Here is a 23448-nt window from a genome sequence, read left to right as displayed (position 1 = left end):
GCCCCTATCCTGCCCCCTCCTCGCCGAACAGTGTGAGGGCGGTGCCCACCAGTCCGATATGGCTGAACGCCTGCGGGAAGTTGCCGAGGTGACGGCCCGCGACGGGGTCGTACTCCTCGGACAGCAGCCCCACGTCGTTGCAGAGCCCGAGCAGGCGCTCGAACAGCTCGCGCGCCTCCTTCGTACGCCCCGTCAGATGCAGCGCGTCCGCGAGCCAGAACGAGCAGACCAGGAACGCGCCCTCGCGGCCCTGCAGCCCGTCGATCACCGTCGGCTCCGAGGAGTACCTGCGCAGAAAGCCGTCATGCGCGAGCTCGTCGCGGATCGCGTCGATCGTGCCGATCACTCGCGGATCGTGTGGCGGCAGAAAGCCGATACGGGGGATGAGCAGCAGCGAGGCGTCCAGTTCGCGGGAGCCGTAGAACTGCGTGAAGGTGTTCCGCTCCGGGTCGTAGCCGCGCTCGCACACCTCGCGGTGCACCTCGTCGCGCATCGCGCGCCAGCGGTCCGGGTGGCCGCTCAGGCCGGGGTTCTCCTCCAGGGCCCGGGCGGTGCGGTCGGCGGCCACCCACGCCATGATCTTCGAGTGCACGAAGTGCCGGCGCAGACCGCGTACCTCCCACAGGCCCTCGTCGGGCCTGCGCCAGTTCGACCGCAGGAACTCCATCAGGGCCTCCCGCAGACGCCACATGTGCGGCTTGGTCGGCAGGCCCGCGCGCAGCGCCAGCGCCAGGGAGTCGATGACCTCGCCGTACACGTCGAGCTGCAACTGGCGTACCGCGTCGTTGCCGACCCGGACCGGACGCGAGCCCTGGAATCCGGGCAGCCACGGCACCTCGTACTCGGGGATCCGCCGCTCGCCCGCGAGCCCGTACATGATCTGCAGATCCGCCGGGTCACCCGCCGCCGCACGCAGCAGCCAGTCGCGCCAGGCCTCGGCCTCCTCCTGGTAGCCGCAGGCCAGCAGCGCGCCCAGGGTGAGCGTCGAGTCGCGCAGCCAGCAGTAGCGGTAGTCCCAGTTGCGTACGCCGCCGATGTCCTCCGGGAGCGAGGTGGTGGGCGCCGCGACGATGCCGCCGGTCGGCGCGTACGTGAGGGCCTTGAGCGTGATCAGGGAGCGGATGACCGCGTCCCGGTGCGGGCCCCGGTAACGGCAGCGGGCCGCCCACGCTCGCCAGTCCTCGACGCTTGAGGCCAGCGCCTCGTGCGGGTCGACGAGCGGCGGGCGCGGCTCGTGCGAGGGATGCCACGTCATCACGAAGGCGACCTTTTCGCCCTCGGCGACCGTGAACTCCGAGTGCGTGCCGTAGTCCTTGCCCCAGGTGCGGACCTTGGGCTCGCTGCGCAGCCACACCGAGTCCGGGCCCGCCACGGCCACCCGGTGGCTGTCCGACTTGCGCATCCACGGCACGATCGAGCCGTAGTCGAACCGCAGCCGCAGGGTGCTGCGCATGGTCACGCGGCCCTTGAGGCCCTCGACGACGCGTACGACGTCGGGAGAGCGGTCGCGCTGCGGCATCAGGTCGGTGACGCGTACCGCGCCCTCGGCGGTCTCCCACTCGGTGTCGAGCACGAGTGATTCAGGCCGGTACGCCCGCCGCGTGCACGCCTCCGTCCCCTTCGGCGCGAGTCTCCAGTGACCGTTCTCCTCGTCCCCCAGCAGCTTCGCGAAGCAGGCCGCCGAGTCGAACCGGGGCAGGCACAGCCAGTCGATCGAACCATCCCGCCCGATCAGGGCGGCAGTCTGGTGGTCGCCGATCAGCGCGTAGTCCTCGATGGCGGGGACGGTCCCGTCCGCCTTCTCGGCTTCTTTGCCGGCTGTGTGGGGCGCCTCGGAACCGTTGGGTGGGTGGGGCTCGTTCGATGAGTGCACGGGTGACGGGTTCCCGTCACGGCCGGTGACCAATCGGGTGGGAGCCGTGTCGGCGGTCCGGGCTGTACGGCCGGCCGGTGGCACCTGGCGGTTACGGCCATACGGCGGCCGGTGTCGCTTCCGGGCGGTCCGCCTGTAGGGCGGCCGGTGTCGCCTCCGGCGGTCCGCCTATACGGAGGCCGGTGTCGCGGCCTCCGGCGCTTCCGTCTTCGCCGCGGCCTCCGCCCGGTCCCGGCGCTCACGGCGGACCAGGATCACCCAGCCCACGGGGACGCCTGCCGCGAAGAGCCACCACTGGATCGCGTACGCGTAGTTCAGCGCGGCGTCCTCGTCGCCGGGCCTGCCGATCGGCTCCGGGGTGGCGCCCTTCGGCGCGGGTGCTGTCTGCGCGATGTAGCCGCCGAGCACCTGCTTGCCGAGGCGGCGGGCCTCTTCCTCGCTGTTGATCAGCATGATCTGCCGGTCCGGCAGCCCCTCGACGTTCTTGATGCCGCTCGCTTCGGTCGTCTCGTCGGCCATGAGCCGCCCGGTGACGGTGATCTCGCCGCGGGGCGGTGCGGGGATCTTGGGGAACGCCGTCTGGGTCGGGGCCCCGGGGATCCAGCCCCGGTTGACGAGCAGGACCTTGCCGTCGTCGAGGACGAAGGGGGTCAGGACGTGGTAGCCGACCTCGTCGTCGGAGTTGGTGCGGCGGCGGACGACGACCTCGTCGTCGGTGTCGAAGCGGCCCTTCGCGGTCACGCTGCGGTACCGCTCGTCGGTCGTGACCGTGTGCCCGGGGGAGGTGAGCTTCTCCACCGGCACCGGCTTGGCGCCCAGCGCCTCGGAGACCAGCTGGTTCCGGGCGGTGCGCTCCTCGTAGCGGTGCATCTGCCAGATGCCCAGCCTGATCATCGTGGGGATGAGGAGGAAGGCGACCAGCGTGACGATCACCCACTGCCGGGACAACAGAAAGCGGTACACACCATTGACGTTACCCCGCATGAATCGGCCCTCGACGGGAGGGTCCCGCCGAGGGCTGTGTCGATCGTGCGCCGGATGAGCGCAAAGGGCGCCTCACACTTTGTCGATGATCCCCGCCTTCCCCTCCGAGCGGGCGCAGTGCGCCCCGCAGAACCACTGGCCTCCGACCTCGACTCCCTGGCCGATGATCTGGACGCGACAGTGCTCGCAGATGGGTGCCATGCGGTGGATGGCGCAGGCGAAACAGTCGAAGACGTGTACCGCGCCCTGCGCATGCACCTCGAAGGACATCCCGTAGTCGTTTCCGCAGACCTCGCAACGTGCCATGCGCCACAGGGTGGGCCGCCGGGACGGCACGGGCGAGCGGCCGCGTGGCGAGTCGCCCGCCAATCACCCGTACGCCGGGCTCCCGCGCCGTACGTCCGGATCTCTCGTCGTACGCCCGGCCCCTCCTGCGTCCGTACGCCCGGATCTCGCGCCGCGGGCCGGGGCGGGCCCCGTCAGGCACCCTCGGCCGGCTCCACATCCAGGAGCAGCTGTCCGAAGGCCGCTTCGTCGACGACCGGTGTGCCGAACTGGCGGGCCTTGACCGCCTTGGACGTACCGGAGTCCGGGTCGTTCGTGACGAGGAGGCTGGTGAGCCGGGACAGGCTCGTCGCGACATGCAGTCCGGCGTCGACGGCCCGGTCCTCCAGGAGCTCGCGGTCGACCGAGGTGTCCCCGGAGAACGCGATCCGCATGCCCTGCTTGAGCGGTCTGCCCGGTTCGTACCGGCCCGGGTTGGGATAGGGGCACGCGGGTCGCTTGCGGGAGGGGCGCCAACTCCCGGGTCCGTAAGCGCCGTAGCCCCCGCCACCGGACTGCCGGCCGATGCGCGGCGCGGACCCGTCCGCCCACTCCGTGAGCGGCCGGCACTCCAGCAGCGGCAGTCGTACGCCGTCGCGCGCGGCCGCGTGCAGGCTCGGCGAAGTGCGCGGCGAGCGACGCCAGCTTGTGGTTGGCCAGCGGCAGGCCCAGCTCCTTGGAGAGCGCGATGGTGCACAGCCGCTGACGGACCGGCGCCTCGCGCTCCGCGCGCGCGTACTCCCGGGCGATCATCGACCAGTCGAAGACGGCGTTGTGCGCGACGAGCACACGGCCGTCGAGCCGGGCCGCGAACTCCTCGGCGATGTCCCGGAAAAGAGGCGCACCTTCGAGTGCCTCGTTCGTCAGGCCGTGGATCCATACCGGCCCGGGATCCCGCTCCGGATTGACCGTCGTGTACCAGTGGTCCTCGACCTCGCCGCGCGCGTCCAGCCGGTAGACCGCGGCCGACACTATGCGGTCGTCGCGGGCCAGGCCGGTGGTCTCCACGTCGACCACCGCGTATCCCTGCGGATACGCGGCCGGCCACGAAGCTGCGGACGCTGCGGTCGTACGGTCTTCGAGCATGGTCACCGAGGATAAAGGGCACGACTGACAGCCCGTTCGCCGGTCTCCCTCGCCCGCGCCCCCGAGTGTCCGTCAGCTACCCGGCCAACTGCGTCTCTTGGTGGAGATGGCCAAGAAGCAAGCGCGTACCCCAGGTAATACTTGTGGGTAACAACGTCTGGCCGCAGCTCAACGGCCGCTCTACGGTGCACACATGCCGAACCTGCCCGATGTCGTGCTGTGGTCGATACCCGCCTTTGTGCTGCTCACCGTTCTCGAAATGGTGAGTGTCCGGATACATCCGGAGGAGGATGCCGCGGGGTACGAGGCGAAAGACGCCGTGACGAGTGTCTCCATGGGGCTGGGCAGTCTGGGCTTCGACCTGCTGTGGAAGATTCCCATCGTCGCCGTCTACACGGCCGTCTACGAGCTGACGCCCCTGCGCGTGCCCGTCCTGTGGTGGACCGTGCCGCTGATGCTGCTCGCCCAGGACTTCTTCTACTACTGGTCGCATCGCGGGCATCACGTCATCCGCATCCTGTGGGCCTGCCACGTGGTGCACCACTCCAGCCAGAAGTTCAACCTCACCACCGCCCTCAGGCAGCCGTGGACAACCTGGACCGTCTGGCCGTTCTACGTTCCTCTCGTCGCCCTCGGTGTGCATCCGGCCGCGCTCGCGTTCTGCTCGTCCGCGAACCTCGTGTACCAGTTCTGGATCCACACCGAGCGCATCGGAAAGCTCCACCGCGCCTTCGAGTTCGTCTTCAACACGCCGTCGCACCATCGCGTCCACCACGCCTCCCAAGGAGGCTATCTGGACCGGAACTTCGGCGGAATCCTCATCGTCTGGGACCGGCTCTTCGGCTCCTTCGTCCCGGAGACCGAGCGGCCGGTGTACGGGCTGACGAAGAACATCGACACGTACAACCCTCTGCGCGTCGCCACGCACGAGTACGCCGCCATCGCCAGGGACCTGCGTGCGGCGGGCAGTTGGCGTGAGCGTGCGGGGCGGGTGTTCCGCGGGCCCGGCTGGCAGCCGCCGACGCCTGCCGGTGTCGAGGAGGCCGGTGATCCGGTCTCGGAAGCGGCCACAGGGACAGTCACCGGGACGGTCGCGTGAGCCCAGGCCGCCGCGAGCGCCACGCGCGCGTGGCGCTCGTCGCCCTCGGTCTCGTCACCGTCGTCGATCTCATCTGTCTGGTGTTCGGTTCCGGCCTCGGGCACGCCCTCGCCAAGCCGCTGCTGATGCCGCTGCTCGCCGCCCACGTGGGCCTGCGCGACGGGCCTCGACTCCTCGTCGCCGCCCTCCTGTTCGGCTGGGGAGGCGACGTGCTCCTGCTGTTCGACGTCGACGCGGCGTTCCTCGCCGGGATGAGTTCCTTCGCGGCCGGGCACGTGTGCTACCTCGTGCTCTTCAAGAGGCACGCCTTCCTGGGGCACGACGGGGAAAACGGTGCTCCACGCGTGCGTGCCGCCTGGCCGGCGGCCGGTTACGGCGTCGCCCTCGTCACGACCGTGGCCCTTCTGTGGCCGGACCTGCCTCCCGAACTGCGGGTCCCTGTCGCCGGCTACAGCGTGCTGCTCACGGCCATGGCGTACCGAGCTACCCGCCTCGGCCTCACCGCCGCCCTCGGAGGCGCCCTCTTCATGCTCTCGGACACGCTCATCGCGACCGGAGTCGCCGAGTGGCCACAGCTCCCGCGCCCCGACTTCTGGATCATGGCCACCTATATCGCCGCGCAGCTCCTGCTGGCGCGTGGGGTGCTGGACGCAGCCGGACGCGCCGCTCCCAAGGCCCTGGTCGCCAACTGACACCGGTCAGGCGCTCACCAGCGAATCGGCACCGGCAGCGCCGTGAGCACCGCGGACACCGCGACCACCGCCCCCAGGGCGACGACTTCCGCACGGGCGGGGGAGTAGGCGGTGAGCGGGTCGGCAGCCTTGCGCAGCCGTCGGCGCGCGCACAGGGCGAGGACGGCGACGGCCGCCACGAGGAGTAACTTGGCGAGCAGGGCACGCCCGTACGCCGTAGCCGTCAGCTGCTCCAGGACGGTTCCCGCCGGCATCCGGCGCAGGGTGCTGCCCACGCCCGTCAAGGTGATCGCGGCGAACAGAACGGCCGCCACGCGCGCGTAGAGCCCGAGAAGCGCGGCGCCCGCCTCCGGGTCGCGCCAGCGCCGCAGCAGGCGCAGGACGTGCAGCAGGCCGCCCGTCCACAGGGCCGCGCACGTCACATGTACGAGCGTCAGGCCCGAGCCGAGCAGCGGGCTGTACTCCGTGGTCGGATGGGCCCGCAGCGCCTCCGCGACGGCCACCGCGGCGAGCGCCCACACCTGGGTCGCCGGCCGGCGCGACAGGGCGCACAGGCCCGCCACGACGAACGCGTTGACCTCCAGCAGCGCGAGCATGCCGTCCCGGGTCTCGTACAGGCCGCCGATGTCCATGTCGGAGAACCGGCGCGGCACCAGGTTGCCGTTGGCCACGACCGAGGCGAGCCCGAGCGCGGCGACGAAGCCGGCGCCCGCCGCGACGGGAGCCCAGCTCCGGGGTTTGTCGTCCAGGGGCGCCCCCGGCACCCGGCGGGCCAGCCGGGCGGCGAACAGTTCGCCCGCCGACACGCACACCGCCGCGAAGAGCACCGTACGCATCAGGGCGATCCCCCCGTCAGCGGGCACGGCGGCCTCCCCCGTGCCCCGCAGGACGACGGGAGGCCCGACCAGCGGGATCAACGCGGCCAGGCCCACCAGGACGAGAACGGCAACGGCCCGCCGCCCCCCGGCCCCGCTCACCCGGGCGGCGCCCACCTCGCCACCGGCGTCGGCACTCGGTCTTATCAAACTCACCTCAGGATCTTCACCAGTCATTCAGATCCGGGCAAGCCCTGCAGAACAACTGACGGAACAACTTTCCGCCTCTGCATACGCCTCCGACCGCGCATGCGACTCAGCGCCACCTGCCGCCTGTGGCTGCCTCTCGCACCCGATCACCGCGTACAAGAGCCGGGCGACCCTCGGGTCGCCCGGCTCAACTCCCCGCAGGGAGGTACTGCTTGTCCGTTACTTCGTCACCGCGTCCAGCGCGTCCGCCATCCCCGCGCCATAGAACCCGTTGCGGTTCTTGCCGCCCTCGCAGACCGCATCGATCTTGCCGTCGCCGTCGATGTCGTACGGGTCGGTGCACGGTACGGAGTCGGCCTCCGCGTACAGGAGGGCCTTCACCAGTGCCGGCGGGGCGTACGGGTGCGTCGACTTGATGAGCGCGGCCACGCCCGCGGCGTGCGGGGAGGCCATCGACGTACCGGCCATGTAGCCCCACTTGCCGCCCGGCACCGGACCCAGGATGAGGCCGCTGGTGGCGGGCGGGGCCGGGGTCTGGTACGCCGTCGAGTCGCCGCCGGGTGCGGCGATGTCGATGACTCCCAGGCCGTGGTTGGAGAAGGACGACTTGATGCCCTTCGCGCCCGTCGACGCGACCGTGACGATGCCCGGCAGCTGGGTCGGGATGTCAAGGCACTCGGACGGGTCGATCACGCGGTCCGACGGGGTGGAGTCGTTCGGCGAGACCGGGTCGGTGATCTCGTCCGCGGCGAGGTCGTAGTTCTCGTTGCCCGCCGCCGCGACGTTGACCGCGCCCTTCTTCTCCGCGTACCGCGAGGCCCGGGAGACGGCTTCCACGAGGGCCTTCTGGTCCGGGTCGTTCTTGCAGTTGAAGTACCACGGGTCGGTGTAATAGCTGTTGTTGGTCACGTCGACGCCGTGCTCGGCCGCCCACATGAAGCCGCAGACGACGGCCTCCGTGTAGAAGAAGCCGTCCGGGTTGGACACCTTGATGCCGGAGACCTTCACGCCCGGGGCGACGCCCGTGACGCCTACGCCGTTCTTGGCGGCGGCGATCTCTCCCGCGACATGCGTGCCGTGCGGGCTCTCGGAGGCGCTCGGCCGCCACGCCCCGTCGGCCGTGTCCGGCTTGCCCGAAACGCAGTTGACCGACGCCTCGCGGTCGAAGTTGGGCGCGATGTCGGGATGTGTGTCGTCCACGCCGGTGTCGATCACGGCGACCGTGACGTCCCGGCTGCCCAGCGACTTCTCGTGCGCCTTGTCCGCCTTGATGGCCGGCAGGTCCCACTGCAACGGCTCCAACGGGTCCTGCCCGGCCGCCGCTTCGACACCCGCGGCCTGCTCCGAGGTGAGCACCTTGGGGGTGCCGAGATCGGTCGTGGACTGCGCGGGCAGCGGTGCCGTACGCGTCGAGCCCGCCGACTCCACCCCACGCACCTTGCGGATGGTCTTCGCGAAGTCGGCGTTCGACGAGTGGACGACGATCACGCCGATCTTGTCGTACGACGTCACCACGGTGCCGCCGGCTTTGGTGACGGCCTTCTTCACATAAGAAGAAGTGCCGTGACCGGGGCGGACGTTGACGACGTAGCTGAGCGAGGTCGCGTCCGCCGAGAGGGCGGAGAGCGGCGGCGCGTCGTCGCCGGCCGCCGAGGCCGCCGGCGCTGCCGCGGCGCCGGCGTTCGGCAGTAAGGCGAGTGCCGTCGCCATGGCCATCCCGAGCGGGACGGCCAGGACGCGACGAGAGCGCGTATGAGGCGCTGTCATGAAGTCTCCAGTTCGTTCGTGACGTACAGGCAGGCATGCAAGTCGGCCTGCTTCACCGCTACTTGACCGCCCGAAGCGCGTTGACGATACCGAAGCCGTAGAAGCCGTTCACACGCTTGCCGCCCTCGCAGGTGGCGTCCACGACACCGTCGCCGTCACCGTCGTAGTCGGTCGGGCAGCTCTGGCTGTCCGCCTGCGCCTTCAGCAGCGCCTGCAGCTGGCCCGGAGTCGCCCACGGGTACTTGGACTTGAGCAGCGCGGCGACACCGGAGGCGTGCGGCGCCGCCATCGACGTGCCCTGCAGGAAGCCGTACTGGTTGTTCGGCATCGTGGACAGGATCCGGCCGTTCTTCGACGGGGTGTCCGGGATCTGGTACCGGTCTCCGCCCGGCGCCGCGATGTCGATGACGCCCTTGCCGTACGTGGAGTAGTACGACTTGGCGCCCTTGACTCCGGTCGCGCTGACCGTGACGACACCCGGCAGCTGGGTCGGCACGTCGAAGCACTCGTGCGGATCGATGGTGCGGGTGACCGCGGTCGAGTCGTCGGGGCTGCTGTCGTCGACGATCGCGTCCGAGTCGAGGTCGTGGTTGGAGTTGCCCGCCGAGGCGAGGTGCAGGGTGCCCTTCTTCGTGGCGTACTGCTGGGCCCGGTTCACCGCGTCGACGATGGCCCGCTGGTCGGGGTCGTCCATGCAGTTGTAGAGCCACGGGTCCACGTAGTAACTGTTGTTGGTGATCTCCACGCCGTTGTCGGCGGCGAACACGAAGGCGCAGACGACGCTCTCCGGGTAGAACAGGCCGTTCTCCCGGTCGGTCACGTTGATGCTGGACACCTTCACGCCGGGCGCGACACCGGCCACGCCGACGTCGTTGCGGGCCGCGGCGATCTCACCGGCCACGTGCGTGCCGTGGTAGTCCTCCGGGGTGTACGGACGCCAGGCGCCCTCGCTGGTGTCCGCCACACCGCCGGCGCAGTTGGCCGACTGGGACGCGGAGAAGTTCGGCGCGAGGTCCGGGTGGGTGTCGTCGACGCCGGTGTCGATCACGGCGACGGTGACCTTCTTGCTGCCCGGGTTGATCTTCGCCGCCTTGTCGGCGCCCATCGCCCGCAGGTCCCACTGGTCGGCCTCGAGGGGCTCCTCGGCGGCCGTGCTCCTGGCCTCGACCTTGGCGGCCTCGGCGGCCGACAGGTACTGCGCCGCACCCTCGTCCGTCGTCCCCGCCGGCGTCAGCGGCGCGGTGCGCGTCGCACCCGCGGACTGCACCCCGCGTACGGCACGAATCTGCTTGCCGAACTCCGGGTTGGCCGAGTGGACGACGATGACGCCGATCTTCTTGTACGTCGCGACAACCGTGCCGTCGGCCTTGGCTATCGCCTTCTTCACCGACTCGATCGTACCGTGGTCCGTCTTCTTCGTGTTGACCACGTACGCGAGGTTCGGGGCCTCCTCCGCGGCCACGGCGGGGGCGTCGACCGGGGCGGCCGAGGCGACGCCCGGCAGGAAGCCGAGCGAGGCGGTGAGGGACAGCACGACGGGCACGGCGAGCGCAAGACGGCGTCTGGAGCGCAGATGAGCCATGGGGTCTCCACATCATCCGGAAAAGGAACCGGCCCGAACACAGGTGGTGCTCGGGCAGGTACATGACTTGAGTGGTGCAGGGGCGAAGCTATCTCCCGTGATCCCTGGCCAGCAACGACTTACAGGAAATGACTTCCGAAAGAACGGCCGGGCGTTGAACCGGTCTTCGCGTCGCCCCGTGACCTTGGGCAGGAGCGAGAGCAACAGCGAGCCCCTGTTGGATCACGTCCGGGAGGACCTAGCATCGCCACTCGGCCCACGTGATCCACACGTTCCGTGAGGTCCCAAAAGAACCATGTCCATAGCCAGTTCGATCCTTTATCCCCATCCGCCCGCATCCGATTCGGACGCCGCAACCGCAACGCGAGGAGACTTCCGTGGCTACCGACGCACCGCCCCCCTCGAAATCCCAGCCTCACCTCCCCACCACCGAGGAGTTCGTCGAGGTGCAGGAGAGCGCTGAGTTCGGTGAACTACGCCGCTCCCACCGCTCCTTCGCCTTCCCGCTGACCGTCGGCTTCATCAGCTGGTACCTGCTGTACGTCCTGCTGTCGAACTACGCGGGCGGCTTCATGGGCACCAAGCTGTTCGGCAACATCAACGTCGCCCTCGTCTTCGGTCTCGCCCAGTTCCTCACCACGTTCCTCATCGCCTGGTGGTACGAGCGGCACTCCTCCAGCAAGCTCGACCCCAAGGCCCACGCAATCAAGTCCCGGATGGAGGGCGGCGAATGAGCCCCGCGATCACCCAGGTCCAGTTCGCCGCGAGCGAAGTGCAGCTCGCGGCGAACGAGGCCAGCGAGCACCGGCCGCTGATCATCTCCCTGTTCGCCGCCTTCGTCATCGCCACCCTCTTCATCACCGTATGGGCGGGCCGGCAGACCAAGGACGCCGCCGACTTCTACGCGGGCGGACGGCAGTTCAGCGCCTTCCAGAACGGACTCGCCGTATCCGGCGACTACATGTCCGCCGCGTCCTTCCTGGGCATCGCGGGTGCGATCGCCCTCTTCGGATACGACGGCTTCCTGTACTCCATCGGCTTCCTGGTCGCCTGGCTGGTGGCCCTGCTCCTGGTCGCCGAGCCGCTGCGCAACTCCGGCCGGTACACGATGGGCGACGTCCTCGCGTACCGCATGCGCCAGCGCCCGGTGCGAACCGCGGCAGGCACCTCCACGATCGTCGTGTCGATCTTCTACCTGCTGGCGCAGATGGCCGGCGCGGGCGTCCTCGTCTCGCTGCTGCTCGGCATCACCTCCGACGCCGGCAAGATCCTCATCGTCGCCCTCGTCGGCGTCCTGATGATCGTGTACGTCTCCATCGGCGGCATGAAGGGCACCACCTGGGTCCAGATGGTCAAGGCCGTGCTGCTCATCAGCGGCACCATCCTGATCACCTTCCTGGTGCTGCTGAAGTTCAACTTCAACATCTCCGACCTGCTCGGCACGGCGGCCGAGAACAGCGGCAAGGGCGCCGCCTTCCTGGAGCCCGGCCTGCAGTACGGCGTGAGCGGCACCACCAAGCTGGACTTCATCTCCCTCGGTATCGCCCTGGTGCTCGGCACCGCCGGCCTGCCGCACATCCTGATCCGCTTCTACACGGTGCCCAACGCCAAGGCCGCCCGGAAGTCCGTGAACTGGGCGATCGGCATCATCGGCGGCTTCTACCTGATGACCATCGCGCTCGGCTTCGGCGCCGCCGCGATCATCTCGCAGGACGAGATCATCGCGTCCAACCCGTCCGGCAACACGGCGGCGCCCCTGCTCGCCCTTCACCTGGGCGGTGTCGACTCGGCCTGGGGCGCGATCCTGCTCGCCACGATCTCCGCGGTGGCCTTCGCGACGATCCTCGCCGTGGTCGCCGGCCTCACCCTCGCCTCGTCCTCCTCGTTCGCCCACGACATCTACGCGAACGTCATCAAGAAGGGCAAGGCCACCGAGAAGGAGGAGGTCAGGGCGGCCCGGCTGGCGACCATCGGCATCGGTGTCGTCTCCATCGGCCTCGGTGCCCTGGCCCGCGACCTGAACGTCGCCGGCCTCGTCGCCCTCGCCTTCGCGGTCGCCGCCTCCGCCAACCTGCCGACGATCCTCTACAGCCTGTTCTGGAAGCGGTTCACCACCCAGGGCGCCCTGTGGTCGATCTACGGCGGTCTGATCGTGGCCGTCGGCCTGGTGCTGTTCTCGCCCGTCGTCTCCGGCGACCCCAAGGCGATGTTCCCCGGCGTCGACTTCGCCTGGTTCCCGCTGAAGAACCCGGGCATCATCTCCATCCCGTTCGGCTTCCTGATGGGCTGGCTCGGCACCGTCCTGTCCAAGGAGGAGCCGGACACCGGCAAGTACGCCGAGCTGGAGGTGCGCTCGCTCACCGGCACCGGGGCCCACTGAGGCTCCCGCCTTCCGCGGCCGCGCCGTAGTCCCCTGGACGTTCTACGGCGCGGCCGCGCCATGTCTCGTGTGATCCGCTTGCCGATCCCTTGCCGTCGTTGTCGGTCCTGTCACGTAGGCTCGCTGGTAACTGATTCACATGAGTGCTTGTTCTGATTCCTGGTTCTGAGTGCTTGTCCGCGCGAGTGGAGGGGGCCCCACGTGCTCATCGACACCTATGGCCGTGTGGCCACCGATCTGCGTGTGTCGCTGACGGACCGCTGCAATCTGCGGTGCACTTACTGCATGCCCGAAGAGGGCCTGCAGTGGCTCGCCAAGCCCGACCTGCTCACGGACGACGAGATCGTCCGCCTCATCGACATAGCCGTACGGCAGCTGGGCATCACCGAGGTCCGCTTCACCGGCGGCGAGCCCCTGCTGCGCCCCGGCCTCGTCGGCATCGTGGAGCGCGTGGCCGCGCTCGAGCCGCGCCCCCAGATGTCCCTGACCACCAACGGCATCGGCCTCAAGCGCACGGCCCCGGCCCTCAAGACGGCGGGCCTGGACCGGGTGAACGTCTCCCTGGACACGCTGCGCCCCGACGTCTTCAAGACCCTCACCCGCCGCGACCGCCACAAGGACGTCATCGAGGGCCTGGAAGCCGCCCGCGAGGCGGGCCTGAACCCGGTCAAGGTCAACACCGTCCTGATGCCGGGGCTGAACGACGACGAGGCCCCGGACCTGCTGGCCTGGGCCGTGGAGCACGACTACGAACTGCGCTTCATAGAGCAGATGCCCCTGGACGCCCAGCACGGCTGGAAGCGCGAGGGCATGATCACCGCCGGTGACATCCTCGCCTCACTGCGCACCCGCTTCGAGCTCACCGAGGAGGGCTCCCAGAAGCGGGGCTCGGCCCCGGCCGAACGCTGGCTCGTCGACGGCGGCCCGCACCGCGTCGGGGTCATCGCCTCCGTCACCCGCCCGTTCTGCTCGGCCTGCGACCGTACGAGGCTCACGGCCGACGGCCAGGTCCGCACCTGCCTCTTCGCCCAGGAGGAGACCGACCTGCGGGCCGCCCTGCGCTCGGACGCGCCGGACGAGGAGATCGCCCGCATATGGAAGCTGGCGATGTGGGGCAAGAAGGCGGGAGCGGGCCTGGACGACCCGTCGTTCGTGCAGCCGGAGCGCCCCATGTCGGCGATCGGCGGCTGAGAGCCCTCTGATCCTCCGGGGACTCCGGGGACTCCGGGGACTCCGGGGCCTCCGGGGCCTCCGGGGCCTCCGGGGTTAAGCCTCGGGGGACTGCGGCGGCTCCTGGCGTTCCAGGGGTTCCCGGGAGTCCCAGTCCTCCAGGAGCACGACGTCCTTCAAGAAGCCCCGTACGCCAAGGAACTTGGACAGGTACTCACGGTGCTCCTCGCACGCCAGCCACGTCTTGCGGCGGTCAGGAGTGTGCAGCTTCGGGTTGTTCCAGGCGAGCACCCACACCGCGTCGGCCCGGCAGCCCTTGGCGGAGCAGATGGGCGATGCCGGTTCGGAGCCGGGGACGTTCAGGATCACGCCCCGACCCTAACCCCTGACGGCATCACCACCCCTTACGGCATCTCGATGCCCGCGCCCGGTCCCAGCGGCAGATCGAACGCGTAGAAGATCCCGAGCACGGCCAGCCACGCCACCAGGAACGGCACCACATAGATCGCGAGCCGCGACATCAGCGTGCCCAGCTGCGCCCCCGGCTCGTACCTCCGCATCAGCGCAAGGGACAGGAACAGATAGGGATTCAGCGGCGTGATCATCTGCGTCGCCGAGTCGGCGATCCGGAACGCCGCCAGGGTCAGCGCCGGGGACATGCCGATCAGCATGAACGTCGGCACGAAGACGGGCGCCATCAGCGACCACAGAGCGGAACCGGACGAGATCAGCATGTTCAGCAAGGTCACCACCAGCACGAACAGCACCAGTGCGAGGAAGCCGGTGAGCCCCGCCGACTCCAGCAGCGCCGCGCATTTCACCGCCAGCAGGGTGCCGACGTTCGACCAGTTGAAGACCGCGATGAACTGCGCGATGACGAGGATCAGCACGATGTAGCCGGACATCGAGGTGATCGACTCGCCCATCATCTTCGGTACGTCGTTCTTGTGCGTCACCGTGCGCGCCGCGACCCCGTACACCACGCCCGCGATCACGAACGCGCCGAACAACAGCGGCACGATGCCGCTGAGCACCGGCGACGGGATGAGCGCTCCGCCCTCGCCGCGCAGCGGGCTGCCCGGCAGCAGCCATACGACGAGGACCACGGCCGTGTACACGCCGACCGCCGCGGCGGACAGCAGCAGCCCGCGCCGCTGCTCCTTGCTGATCTCGGTCGTCGGGGACTCCTCGTCGCCCGAGGAGCCGTCACCGGTGGGCTCCGGCAGCCGCGGCTCCAGCACGCGCGCGGTCAGGAAACCGCCGATGAGCGCGAGCACCACACTGGCCGAGGCGGTGAAGAAGTAGTTGACCAGCAGATGCGTGGGCGCTTCCTGCCCCATCGGCAGCGCGGCGGCGACCTTCTCGGTGATGCCCGCGTACAGCGCGTCCAGGGCACCCACCGTGAAGCCCGCCGAATAGCCGGCGCACACACAGGCGAAGGCCCCGACGAGCCCGGCCACCGGGTTGCGCCCGGCCGCCTTGAACGCGAGCGCGGCCAGCGGCGGAATCACCAGGATCGCGATGTCGCTCATCACATGGCCCTGGCAGGCCACGAACGCCACCACATACGGCAGCAGCCGCGCGGGAGCCCGGGCGATGGTCGCCTTGACCGCCGTCTCCAGCAGGCCCGTTCGCTCGGCGACACCGACGGCCATCATCATCAGCAGGACGGTGCCCAGCGGCGGGAAGCCCGTGAAGTTGGTGAGCGCGTTCTCCAGGAGCCAGCTGATCCCTCCCCGGTCAACAGCCCTTCGAGGGCAGTCGCTGGCGGCTGCGCAGCCTCTCCGCCGACCAGCGCGCCCTGCTCCGCCCGCCCGAGCGGCAGCCGTCCCCCGCCGAACCGTTGCGCCCTCTCGACCGGCGCATCATCGTGGCCCTCGGTGAGGACGGCCGGATGCCCCTCAAGCAGCTCGCCGAGCGCACGAGCACGAGCGTCGCCACCGCACGCCGCCGTCTGAACCAGCTGCTCGCCTCCGGCCAGCTCGTCCTGCGCTGCAGCCTGGCGCGCCCGCTGACCGGCTGGCCCGTGTCCGCCGTCTACTTCGCGTCCGTACCGGCCGAACACCTGGAAGCGGCCTCGACCTCACTGCGTACGCTGCCGGAGCTGCGACTTTGCGCGATCACCGCGGGCCCGCACAACCTGATCCTCGATGTATGGCTGCGCGGTGTCCACGACGTGCACCGCCTCGAAGCGCACCTGGAGCAGGAGATGGCATCTCTGCGGTTCCGGGTCGACGACCGGGCAGTGGTGCTGCGTACGGAGAAGAACGTGGGCCGTGTACTCGACCGGCGCGGCTACAGCGTGACGGCGGTGCCGATGGAGGAGAACCGGTAGAAGAGCCGGGAGAACCCCGTCACAAAAGGCGACGCCGAGCAGCCACGGGGGGAGCTGCCCGGCGTCGGTCTTTCGCTCCGACGGGGGATGCGGAGCGCGTACGAAGTATGTCACGGGTAACCCGCTGCCCGGCACCGGAACAGCATGATTGATCTGAGCTTTTCTTGAGCTTGGTGCCGTGGTGACGTCCGGCGGGCATGCAACGGCGGTGGTCAGGTCCGCTCGTGCGGCTCGCCCTGGGCGCCGGCCGAGGAGTCGGCCGCGAGGTCTTCCGGGACGGATTCCGCGGCGTCGTCCGGGCGGGGCTCCGTGAGCATCGGCCGGGCGGGCATGGTGACGAACGTCGACGGCAGCGACGGCGCGTTCTCGCGGCCCGCGTTGGCGATCACCACGGCGATGTAGGGGAGGACGGCGCCGAGCACCAACGCGACGATGGCGACGTGCCGTTCGACGTTCCAGAGGGTGGCCGCGAGGATCACGGCGAGCGTACGGACGGACATCGAGATGACATAGCGGCGCTGCCTGCCGCGTATGTCGTCGGCGAGCCCCTGCCTGGCCCCGGTGATCCGGAAGACCTCGGTTTCGCTGTGCTTCCGCATCACGTTCCACCACCCGCCCGCATCGGATTCTCCCCGTCCCGTGCCCGGTCCGCAGCCGGTCGGGGAACCAGGGCCCGGATAGCTCCACGTTACGCCGCGCCTGCGTCGGCCACGAGACCGGGGCATCGGCTGCCTGGGCGAACGGCCTGCGTCCCAGTGCGTATGTTCCCACCCCGCATGCGCCGTACCACGCCTGGGCGGACACTGGCGGTGATGCTCAGGTCGAGCCGGACGAGGAGGCAGCGATGGGCTGGTTGTGGGCGATCATCGTCGGATTGGTGCTTGGCCTGATCGCCAAGGCGATCATTCCGGGCAAACAGCATATCCCTCTGTGGCTGACCACCATTCTGGGCATGCTCGGCGCCGTCGGCGGCAACGCGGTCGCCCGGGCGGCAGGCGTCGATGCCACGGCGGGCATCGACTGGTGGCGCCACGGGTTCCAGCTCGTGGCCGCGATCATCCTCGTCGGCCTCGGCGACCGGGCGTACTCGGCGTTCCGGGGTACCAGGCAAAGGGCATGACAGAGGGTACGGCGAAGGGGGCGGCCTCCGGCACCGGAAGCCGCCCCCTCAGTACGTCGGCGTAGGCCGCTCCGCACCCGCTCAGCCGCCCGTGACCTCCACCGCCGCAAGGTTCTTCTTGCCCCGCCGCAGGACCAGCCACCGCCCGTGCAGCAGGTCTTCCTTGGCGGGGACGGCGTCCTCGCCGGCGACCTTGACGTTGTTCACGTACGCCCCGCCCTCCTTGACCGTCCGCCGTGCGGCCGACTTGCTGGCCACCAGGCCGACCTCGGCGAAGAGGTCCACCACCAGGGCCGGCTCCGCGACCTGGATGTGCGGCACCTCGGAGAGCGCCGCACTCAGCGTCGCCTCGTCCAGCTCAGCCAGCTCACCCTGACCGAAGAGGGCGCGCGACGCGGCGATCACCGCGGCCGTCTGCTCGGCGCCGTGCACCAGCGTCGTCAGCTCCTCGGCCAGCGCCCGCTGGGCGGTACGGGCCTGCGGACGCTCCTCGGTGACCTTCTCCAGCTCCTCCAGCTCCTCGCGGGACTTGAAGGACAGGATCCGCATGTACGCCGAGATGTCCCGGTCGTCCGCGTTCAGCCAGAACTGGTAGAACGCGTACGGCGTCGTCATCCCGGGGTCCAGCCAGATGGCACCGCCCTCGGTCTTGCCGAACTTCGTGCCGTCCGCCTTGGTCATCAGCGGCGTCGCCAGGGCGTGGACGTCGGCGTGCGGCTCCAGGCGGTGGATCAGGTCCAGGCCCGCCGTGAGGTTGCCCCACTGGTCGCTTCCGCCCTGCTGGAGCGTGCAGCCGTACCTGCGGTAGAGCTCAAGGAAGTCCATGCCCTGGAGCAGCTGGTAGCTGAACTCCGTGTAGCTGATGCCCTCCTCGGACTCCAGGCGCCGCGCGACGGAGTCCTTGGTGAGCATCTTGTTGACGCGGAAGTGCTTGCCGATGTCCCGCAGGAACTCGATGGCCGACATCCCGGCCGTCCAGTCCAGGTTGTTCACCATCACCGCGGCGTTCTCACCCTCGAAGGACAGGAACGGCTCGATCTGCCCGCGCAGCCGGTTGACCCAGTTCGCGACCGTCTCCGGATCGTTCAGTGTGCGCTCCGCCGTCGGGCGCGGGTCGCCGATCTGGCCCGTCGCCCCGCCCACCAGGGCGAGCGGGCGCAGGCCCGCCAGCTGGAGGCGGCGCATGGTGAGAACCTGCACCAGGTGGCCGACGTGCAGACTGGCCGCCGTCGGGTCGAAGCCGCAATAGAACGTGACGGGACCGTCCGCGAGCGCCTTGCGCAAAGCGTCCTCGTCAGTGGACAGGGCGATCAGCCCGCGCCACTTCAGCTCGTCGACGATGTCCGTCACGGTTCTCGTATCTCCTTGGATGATCTTCGGGCGGTCGAGTGACAGCCAGCTACGAGGTTATACGCCCCGACTGACAGAGCCCACGCCGTTATGTGCCCTGAGCCGCAGGCCCTGTCATACGCCCTGACTGACCGAGCTCATGTTGAAGTCCGGGATGCGCAGGGGCGGCATCGCGGCCCGGGTGAACCAGTCGCTCCACTCCCTCGGCAGCGTCTTCTCCGTGCGCCCCGCCTCGGTCGCCCGCCCCAGCAGATCCACCGGGGACTCGTTGAACCTGAAGTTGTTCACCTCGCCCGTGACCTCGCCGTTCTCGACCAGGTAGACGCCGTCCCGGGTCAGGCCGGTCAGCAGCAGCGTGGCCGGGTCGACCTCGCGGATGTACCAGAGGCACGTCAGCAGCAACCCGCGCTCGGTCGCGGCGACCATCTCCTCGAGGGACTTGTCCTCCCCACCGTCGAGGATCAGGTTGCCGATGCCGGGAGCCACCGGCAGTCCGGTCAGGCCCGCGCTGTGCCGGGAGCTGATCAGATGCGCCAGCTCGCCCGCCCGGATCCACTCGGTGGCCTGGAGGGGAAGCCCGTTGTCGAACACCGAGGAGTCGCCACCGGAGGAGTGCGCGAGCTCGAAGGGCGCACACTCCAGACCCGGCTCGTTCGGGTCGCTGCGCAGCGTCAGGGGCAACTCGGCGAGCTTCTCGCCGATGCGCGTACCGCCGCCGGACTTGCTGAAGACCGTCCGGCCCTCTGCCGCGTCCCGGGCCGACGACGACCACAACTGGTAGATCAACAGGTCCGAGACAGCGGTCGGCGGCAGCAGCGTCTCGTACCGCCCGGCCGGCAACTCGACGCGCCGTTCCGCCCACCTCAGGCGCGTGGCCAGCTCCGCGTCGAGCGCCGCAGGGTCCACGTCCTTGAAGTCGCGCGTCGACCGCCCCGCCCACGCGGAGCGCGTACGGTCCGGCGACTTGGCGTTCAACTCCAGCGTGCCGTTGGGCTGGTCGTGCCGCAGACGCAGCCCCGTCGACGTACCGAGGTAGCTGGAGACGAACTCGTGGTTGGCGAAGCCGTACAGCTCGCGTCCGCCCTCACGCGCGCGGGCGAACGATTCGCCGAGCGCCGGGGCGAAGTCCGCGAAGACGCCCGACGAGGTCTCGGCGGGCGCGTCCGTGAACTCGGGGGACTCCGCGACCCCCGTCACCAGCGGCTGCGCGTCCTCGGCCGGGCCCGCGCCCCGCGCCGCCGCCTCGGCGGCCCGGACCAGCGGCTCCAGCTCGTCCGCCGTCACGGCCGAGCGCGAGACGACCCCGGAGGATGTGCCCTCCTTGCCGTCGACGGTCGCGATGACGGTCAGCGTGCGCCCGCGCGTGACCCCGTTCGTGGTCAGCGCGTTGCCCGCCCAGCGCAGATTGGCCGTCGAGTACTCGTCCGCGATCACGACGCAGCCGTCGGCCCGGGACAGCTCGAGGGCGCGCTCGACGACCTCGTGCGGCTTGTTCGTACGCGCGCTCATCGACCGGCCTCCTGGGTCGTGTTGAGGATGTTGACGCCCTTGAAGAGGGCGGACGGGCAGCCGTGCGAGACCGCCGCGACCTGGCCCGGCTGGGCCTTGCCGCAGTTGAAGGCACCGCCCAGGACGTACGTCTGCGGGCCGCCGACCGCGGCCATCGAGCCCCAGAAGTCGGTGGTCGTCGCCTGGTAGGCGACATCTCGCAGCTGGCCGGTGATCCGCCCGTTCCCGATCTTGAAGAAGCGCTGCCCCGTAAACTGGAAGTTGTAGCGCTGCATGTCGATGGACCAGGACCGGTCGCCGACGACATAGATTCCGCGGTCGACGCCGCTGATCAGGTCTTCGGTGGAAAGCCCGCCGGGATCCGGCTGAAGCGACACGTTGGCCATACGCTGCACCGGCACATGGCCGGGGGAGTCGGCGTACGCGCAGCCGTTGGACCGCTCGAAGCCGGTCAACTTCGCGATTCTGCGGTCGAGTTGATAGCCGACCAGCGTCCCGTCCCTGACCAGGTCCCACGACTGCCCTTGGACGCCCTCGTCGTCGTACCCGATCGTCGCGAGCCCGTGCTCGGCGGTCCGGTCGCCGGTGACGTTCATCAGCTCGGAGCCGTACCTCAGCTTGCCCAGCTGGTCGAAGGTGGCGAAGGACGTCCCGGCGTACGCCGCCTCGTAGCCGAGCGCGCGGTCCAGCTCGGTGGCGTGCCCGATGGACTCGTGGATGGTCAGCCACAAGTTGGACGGGTCGACGATCAGGTCGTACACCCCCGCCTCGACGCTAGGCGCCCGCATCTTCTCGGCAAGCAGTTCCGGGATGCGCGCCAGCTCGGAGTCCCAGTCCCAGCCGGTGCCCGTCAGGTACTCCCAGCCGCGCCCGACCGGCGGCGCGATCGTCCGCATCGAGTCGAACTCGCCGCTCGACTCGTCGACCGCGACGGCGGTGAGCTGCGGATGCAGCCTTACGCGCTGCTGCGTGGTGACGGTCCCCGCCGTATCGGCATAGAACTTGTTCTCGTGCACCGTCAGCAGTGAGGCGTCCACATGGCTGACCCCGTCGGCCGCGAGCAGCCGCGCACTCCAGTCCGTGAGCAGCCCCACCTTCTCGTCGTCCGGTACGGAGAAGGGGTCGATCTCGTACGAGGAGACCCAGGTCTTCTCGGCGTGCACGGGCTCGTCGGCCAGCTCGACGCGCTCGTCCGAACCTGCCGCCTTGATCACCTGAGCCGACAGCTTCGCCATCGCCACGGCCTGCGAGGCGACCTTCGCGGCGGCGTCCATCGTCATGTCGACACCGGAAGCGAACCCCCAGGTCCCGCCGTGCACCACCCGCACCGCGAACCCCAGATCGGTCGTGTCCGACGACCCGGACGGCTTGCCGTCCCGCAGCCGCCAGGCCGCACTGCGCACCCGCTCGAACCGGAAGTCGGCATGCTCGGCGCCGAGCGCCCGGGCGCGGGCGAGCGCGGCGTCGGCCAAGGACCTGAGCGGTAGTGCCGTGAAGGCTTCGTCGATGGAATGAGGCACGGAGGTCTCCCTGCTGTCGTCGCCCTGTCAGGTCCGATCATGTCGCGCCGACGGTTCCGCGGCCACACGTTTCTGTAGGGATCCGACAGTGAGTCCCGTACGCCACTGTCGGTGCTCGATTCTCCGTAAGGGGGGCGGCAACGATAGGTTTTCGAGGTACCAGACCGGCTATCGAAAGGGTGATCCGTTGAGCCGCTCGGTTCTCGTCACCGGAGGAAACCGGGGCATCGGCCTCGCCATCGCCCGCGCTTTCGCCGACGCGGGCGACAAGGTCGCGATCACGTACCGCTCGGGGGAGCCCCCGGAGGGGTTCCTCGCCGTCAAGTGCGACATCACCGACACCGAGCAGGTGGAGCAGGCCTACAAGGAGATCGAGACCGAGCACGGTCCGGTCGAGGTGCTGATCGCCAACGCCGGCGTCACCAAGGACCAGCTGCTGATGCGGATGTCCGAGGAGGACTTCACGTCTGTCCTGGACACCAACCTGACGGGCACCTTCCGGGTCGTGAAGCGCGCCAACCGCGGCATGCTGCGCGCCAGGAAGGGCCGCGTCGTCCTGATCTCCTCGGTCGTCGGGCTGTACGGCGGCCCGGGTCAGGCCAACTACGCCGCCTCCAAGGCCGGCCTGGTCGGATTCGCGCGCTCCCTCGCCCGCGAGCTGGGCTCGCGCAACATCACCTTCAACGTCGTCGCGCCGGGCTTCGTCGACACCGACATGACCAAGGTGCTCACCGACGAGCAGCGCGAGGGCATCGTGAAGCAGGTGCCGCTCGGCCGGTACGCGCAGCCCGAGGAGGTCGCCGCGACGGTGCGGTTCCTCGCCTCGGACGACGCCTCGTACATCACTGGAGCCGTCATCCCCGTAGACGGCGGACTGGGAATGGGTCACTGAACCATGAGCGGAATCCTCGAGGGCAAGCGCGTCCTGATCACCGGTGTGCTGATGGAGTCCTCCATCGCCTTCCACACCGCCAAACTGGCCCAGGAGCAGGGCGCCGAGATCATTCTGACCGCGTTCCCGCGGCCCACGCTGACCGAGCGCATCGCCAGGAAGCTCCCCAAGCCCACCAAGGTCATCGAGCTCGACGTCACCAATGACGAGCACCTGGGGCGCCTGGCCGACATCGTCGGTGAGGAGCTGGGCGGTCTCGACGGTGTCGTGCACTCCATCGGCTTCGCCCCGCAGGACGCCCTCGGCGGCAACTTCCTCAACACGCCGTTCGAGTCCGTCGCCACCGCGATGCATGTCTCGGCGTACTCCCTGAAGTCGCTGACCATGGCCTGTCTGCCGCTGATGCAGAACGGCGGCTCGGTCGTCGGCCTCACCTTCGACGCCCAGTACGCCTGGCCGCAGTACGACTGGATGGGCCCCGCCAAGGCCGCCCTGGAGGCCACCAGCCGCTACATGGCGCGCGACCTGGGCAAGCAGAACATCCGCTGCAACCTCATCTCTGCCGGCCCGATCGGCTCCATGGCCGCCAAGTCCATCCCGGGCTTCGGCGAGCTGGCCTCCGTGTGGGACAACCGCGCGCCCCTGGAGTGGGACCTCAAGGACCCCGAGCCGGCCGGCCGCGGCGTGGTCGCCCTGCTCAGCGACTGGTTCCCGAAGACCACCGGCGAGATCATCCACGT

21 protein-coding genes and 1 pseudogene are annotated in these 23448 nt (G+C 69.6%); 9 read left to right on the top strand and 13 right to left on the bottom strand.

The genetic code is table 11. The features are described from left to right. Nucleotides 1–4: 4 nt before the first annotated feature. The 4 genes and pseudogenes from ABD357_RS24555 to ABD357_RS24540 all read right to left on the bottom strand — a co-directional run bounded on the left by ABD357_RS24555 (nucleotide 5) and on the right by ABD357_RS24540 (nucleotide 4267). On the bottom strand, nucleotides 5–1777 hold the full coding sequence (locus tag ABD357_RS24555; RefSeq protein ID WP_344392981.1) for a glycoside hydrolase family 15 protein: 1773 nt from the start codon (nucleotides 1775–1777) through the stop codon (nucleotides 5–7). A gap of 264 nt (nucleotides 1778–2041) precedes the next feature. Further along, complete coding sequence (locus tag ABD357_RS24550; protein ID WP_344392933.1) at nucleotides 2042–2836, bottom strand: SURF1 family cytochrome oxidase biogenesis protein; 795 nt, start codon at nucleotides 2834–2836, stop codon at nucleotides 2042–2044. Nucleotides 2837–2929: 93 nt separating this feature from the next. Further along, complete coding sequence (locus ABD357_RS24545) at nucleotides 2930–3163, bottom strand: hypothetical protein (RefSeq protein WP_344392932.1); 234 nt, start codon at nucleotides 3161–3163, stop codon at nucleotides 2930–2932. 173 nt (nucleotides 3164–3336) lie between these two features. Then, a pseudogene (locus ABD357_RS24540) lies at nucleotides 3337–4267 on the bottom strand (exonuclease domain-containing protein). A gap of 193 nt (nucleotides 4268–4460) precedes the next feature. Between ABD357_RS24540 and ABD357_RS24535 the strand changes: the two are divergent. Together ABD357_RS24535 and ABD357_RS24530 are read left to right on the top strand one after the other, a co-directional pair. Then, nucleotides 4461–5366 (top strand): sterol desaturase family protein, encoded by a 906-nt coding sequence (locus ABD357_RS24535; protein ID WP_344392931.1) that lies wholly within the window; start codon nucleotides 4461–4463, stop codon nucleotides 5364–5366. Continuing rightward, nucleotides 5363–6058, top strand: a complete 696-nt coding sequence (locus ABD357_RS24530) for a lysoplasmalogenase (protein WP_425584982.1) — start codon at nucleotides 5363–5365, stop codon at nucleotides 6056–6058. The genes ABD357_RS24535 and ABD357_RS24530 overlap by 4 nt, the downstream gene beginning before the upstream one ends. A 14-nt stretch (nucleotides 6059–6072) precedes the next feature. On the opposite strand, the gene ABD357_RS24525 is transcribed toward ABD357_RS24530, so the two are convergent. From ABD357_RS24525 to ABD357_RS24515, 3 genes are all read right to left on the bottom strand, one after another. Further along, nucleotides 6073–7089 (bottom strand): CopD family protein, encoded by a 1017-nt coding sequence (locus ABD357_RS24525; protein WP_344392930.1) that lies wholly within the window; start codon nucleotides 7087–7089, stop codon nucleotides 6073–6075. Between the two features lie 213 nt (nucleotides 7090–7302). Further along, on the bottom strand, nucleotides 7303–8850 hold the full coding sequence (locus ABD357_RS24520; RefSeq protein WP_344392929.1) for a S8 family peptidase: 1548 nt from the start codon (nucleotides 8848–8850) through the stop codon (nucleotides 7303–7305). Nucleotides 8851–8908: 58 nt separating this feature from the next. Beyond that, nucleotides 8909–10432, bottom strand: a complete 1524-nt coding sequence (locus tag ABD357_RS24515) for a S8 family peptidase (RefSeq protein WP_344392927.1) — start codon at nucleotides 10430–10432, stop codon at nucleotides 8909–8911. Nucleotides 10433–10809: 377 nt separating this feature from the next. Between ABD357_RS24515 and ABD357_RS24510 the strand changes: the two genes are divergently transcribed. The 3 genes from ABD357_RS24510 to moaA all read left to right on the top strand — a co-directional run bounded on the left by ABD357_RS24510 (nucleotide 10810) and on the right by moaA (nucleotide 14003). Further along, on the top strand, nucleotides 10810–11166 hold the full coding sequence (locus tag ABD357_RS24510; RefSeq protein WP_344392925.1) for a DUF485 domain-containing protein: 357 nt from the start codon (nucleotides 10810–10812) through the stop codon (nucleotides 11164–11166). Continuing rightward, nucleotides 11163–12812 carry a solute symporter family protein gene (locus tag ABD357_RS24505; RefSeq protein ID WP_344392924.1) on the top strand — a complete coding sequence of 550 codons (1650 nt, stop codon included), beginning with the start codon at nucleotides 11163–11165 and terminating at the stop codon, nucleotides 12810–12812. Before ABD357_RS24510 ends, ABD357_RS24505 begins: the two co-directional genes overlap by 4 nt. 201 nt (nucleotides 12813–13013) lie before the next feature. Next, complete coding sequence (moaA, locus tag ABD357_RS24500; protein ID WP_344392922.1) at nucleotides 13014–14003, top strand: GTP 3',8-cyclase MoaA; 990 nt, start codon at nucleotides 13014–13016, stop codon at nucleotides 14001–14003. Between the two features lie 75 nt (nucleotides 14004–14078). Here moaA and ABD357_RS24495 read toward each other — a convergent pair whose 3' ends face one another. Further along, nucleotides 14079–14351 (bottom strand): hypothetical protein, encoded by a 273-nt coding sequence (locus ABD357_RS24495; protein WP_344392920.1) that lies wholly within the window; start codon nucleotides 14349–14351, stop codon nucleotides 14079–14081. Between the two features lie 35 nt (nucleotides 14352–14386). Continuing rightward, on the bottom strand, nucleotides 14387–15700 hold the full coding sequence (locus ABD357_RS24490; protein WP_486389230.1) for an AbgT family transporter: 1314 nt from the start codon (nucleotides 15698–15700) through the stop codon (nucleotides 14387–14389). Between the two features lie 125 nt (nucleotides 15701–15825). Here ABD357_RS24490 and ABD357_RS24485 point away from each other — a divergent pair, with 125 nt between their 5' ends. Next, nucleotides 15826–16317, top strand: a complete 492-nt coding sequence (locus tag ABD357_RS24485; RefSeq protein ID WP_344392918.1) for an Lrp/AsnC family transcriptional regulator — start codon at nucleotides 15826–15828, stop codon at nucleotides 16315–16317. Nucleotides 16318–16529: 212 nt separating this feature from the next. Here the strand turns inward: ABD357_RS24485 and ABD357_RS24480 are convergent, their stop codons facing one another. After that, on the bottom strand, nucleotides 16530–16916 hold the full coding sequence (locus ABD357_RS24480; RefSeq protein WP_344392916.1) for a DUF3099 domain-containing protein: 387 nt from the start codon (nucleotides 16914–16916) through the stop codon (nucleotides 16530–16532). Nucleotides 16917–17161: 245 nt separating this feature from the next. Between ABD357_RS24480 and ABD357_RS24475 the strand changes: the two genes are divergently transcribed. Next, entirely contained in the window at nucleotides 17162–17437 is a 276-nt protein-coding gene (locus ABD357_RS24475; protein ID WP_344392914.1) for a GlsB/YeaQ/YmgE family stress response membrane protein, read from the top strand. Nucleotides 17438–17518: 81 nt separating this feature from the next. Here the strand turns inward: ABD357_RS24475 and tyrS are convergent, their stop codons facing one another. The 3 genes from tyrS to ABD357_RS24460 form a co-directional block, all read right to left on the bottom strand. After that, nucleotides 17519–18787, bottom strand: a complete 1269-nt coding sequence (gene tyrS / locus ABD357_RS24470; protein ID WP_344392911.1) for a tyrosine--tRNA ligase — start codon at nucleotides 18785–18787, stop codon at nucleotides 17519–17521. Nucleotides 18788–18901: 114 nt separating this feature from the next. After that, nucleotides 18902–20296, bottom strand: a complete 1395-nt coding sequence (locus ABD357_RS24465; protein WP_344392910.1) for a metallopeptidase TldD-related protein — start codon at nucleotides 20294–20296, stop codon at nucleotides 18902–18904. Beyond that, on the bottom strand, nucleotides 20293–21816 hold the full coding sequence (locus ABD357_RS24460; RefSeq protein WP_344392909.1) for a TldD/PmbA family protein: 1524 nt from the start codon (nucleotides 21814–21816) through the stop codon (nucleotides 20293–20295). Before ABD357_RS24460 ends, ABD357_RS24465 begins: the two co-directional genes overlap by 4 nt. 187 nt (nucleotides 21817–22003) lie before the next feature. Here ABD357_RS24460 and fabG point away from each other — a divergent pair, with 187 nt between their 5' ends. Both fabG and fabI read left to right on the top strand, forming a co-directional pair. Next, nucleotides 22004–22708: a 3-oxoacyl-[acyl-carrier-protein] reductase gene (gene fabG / locus ABD357_RS24455; protein WP_344392907.1), complete on the top strand. Its 705-nt coding sequence runs from the start codon at nucleotides 22004–22006 to the stop codon at nucleotides 22706–22708. Between the two features lie 3 nt (nucleotides 22709–22711). Beyond that, on the top strand, nucleotides 22712–23448 hold a 737-nt coding region (gene fabI, locus ABD357_RS24450), incomplete at its 3' end, for an enoyl-ACP reductase FabI (protein WP_344392906.1).

The sequence above is a fragment of the Streptomyces vastus genome (assembly GCF_039532825.1).
GTDB lineage: Bacteria > Actinomycetota > Actinomycetes > Streptomycetales > Streptomycetaceae > Streptomyces > Streptomyces vastus.
This window is presented reverse-complemented; position numbering and strand designations above follow the sequence as displayed.